Below are 1,917 nucleotides of genomic sequence, written 5' to 3' on the forward strand. Positions count from 1 at the left end.
AGTCGTTTAAATTCCCCATCATTAAATCGAGTTAAATTTTCATATTTCATGGGGCTAGTATAAACAATTTTTTACTTTCGCAAGAGATCTAGTAATCAAATATCGAAATTTAGCATTACTTAAAAAACCAATTCCATATGATGAAATTTCAGAAATTATAACTCTAAGGTTTTCTGCCCTACGTTGTTTATAGAGCGTTTTTAATTCTTTAACTTTTATTTCATTTTGGGATTTAATCAAGTCCTCATTAGACTTGATCTGTGATTCAGTTGATTTTTTTACAACGTATATAGTAATTAAAAATCCAATAAAGCTGATAATTGCGGACGCTATAACACTGATTACAACAACCCAATCAGTTGAATGTTGTACATCTAAGTATAATTTTTGTTCTTTCGATCGCTCTAACACCAAAGCCTGTTGTTCTTCTAGCGCCACGACATCCCCTTTCTTATTTTAAATCAACTATTTTTCACTCCATTCTAAACAGTTTCAAAGCACTACAAAAGAAAAAGCCAACTGACCATGCCTGAATCAGTTGGTAAAAGCACAAAACAAAAAACTATATAAAGAAATTATTTCTCTTCTTTCTTAAACTCCTTAAAGTCCGCTTTACGAATCATCGCATGAATACCCTTGGTTCGATCGACCACTTGTGACACTTCAAAGTCAGTGGCAGCACTTAAGTAGGCATAGGCAATTTCTTCAGAAATGCCATATTCATTGACCAAAAAACGAATCGCTTCACGGGTGGATTTACGCATGGCTTCGTCCAAGTCTTCATCCAGACCCGGCGTGATCCAGAATTCAGCATTTTCAGCCAGCGGCTGTTTAATCTCTGCACCCGGAATTTTATCTTTTCCAGATTTAAGCAAAGTGAATTTTAAAGTCGCACGTGCCGAACCTTCCAAGGCAGTTAAAGCCACCTCACCATCACCTTGTACAAAGTGACTATCGCCTGTATAGAATAAAGCACCTGGCACCTGTACAGGATAATAGGCCGTAGCCCCTGCTCCTAATTCATTGATGTCGATATTCCCGCCATAAAATGATGGTGGCACAGAGTGCACAGGCTCACTGGTATTTGGTGCAACGCCCATCGTGCCCATAAACGGATTCAGCGAGAAACGAATCGCTTTACCAGATTCAGTTTTTAAAACGCCTTCCCATACACCATCCGCATTTTTCTCAATTGGGGTAAAAATGGACACGTTGCCATAAGCATCAGGATTGGCTGGAGATGCATGCTCATGTTTCTGACGTTTCGGGAATTCGGGTAAGGTGCCTTTGCCATGACGGTTTGAAATCACGCCATAAGGCACACGCGGTTCAACTTTTAAAATCTCCACCTTTAGAATATCGCCCGGCATTGCCCCTTCTACATAGACAGGCCCGGTAATAATGTGTGGTCCATCTTTATGGAAATCATGTTTCAATTTGGAATTCGTGATCAGCTTGGCTTCATCCAATACATGCTCAGGCTTGACGCCTTTTGATGTGAAATATTTCTCTGCATTGCGGCCTTGATCTTCCAGCAGCCCTTCATGCGAAACCGTATCGAAAGTGACTGTGCTCCCTGAAGGGACAGTCAAAACAGGTTTTGCATCTTTATTTGGCAGATAACCCCAAGTAATCGTATTTAAGGTACTCGGCACATAATAATGACCTTTATATTCACCACTTTTGAGTAATGTCGGTTTATTTTCCAGCTGTTTTAGTATCTTAAAGTCTTCAGCCCATAGGCTTGTCGAAATAAAACTTAAGCTTGAAGCCACTGCCAGAGATAAAGCCAAAGGTTTTAACATGTGTTCAATTTCCGTCATAAAAAATAGATCTCTTTCATAAATCAAAAAATGATCTTCTTTTTGGTTAATATTTGCACTCCAAATTTCTTGGCATTCGTGCATAATCTGCGGA

General features: G+C 39.2%; 2 protein-coding genes. Both read right to left on the bottom strand.

Annotation, left to right across the window (positions count from 1 at the left end; translation table 11 throughout):
* Window positions 1-54: 54 nt before the first annotated feature.
* Complete coding sequence (locus tag NI464_RS15695; protein WP_253139521.1) at window positions 55-438, bottom strand: hypothetical protein; 384 nt, start codon at window positions 436-438, stop codon at window positions 55-57.
* 137 nt (window positions 439-575) lie between these two features.
* Window positions 576-1,805: an acetamidase/formamidase family protein gene (locus tag NI464_RS15700; protein ID WP_253139524.1), complete on the bottom strand. Its 1,230-nt coding sequence runs from the start codon at window positions 1,803-1,805 to the stop codon at window positions 576-578.
* Window positions 1,806-1,917: the final 112 nt, after the last annotated feature.

The sequence above is a fragment of the Acinetobacter lwoffii genome (genome assembly GCF_024129685.1).
GTDB classification, from domain to species: Bacteria; Pseudomonadota; Gammaproteobacteria; order Pseudomonadales; family Moraxellaceae; genus Acinetobacter; species Acinetobacter lwoffii_X.

Excerpts from the sequence above, each read along its gene's own strand:
- NI464_RS15700 (WP_253139524.1), bottom strand. The coding sequence starts at position 1,805 with ATGTTAAAACCTTTGGCTTTATCTCTGGCAGTGGCTTCAAGCTTAAGT.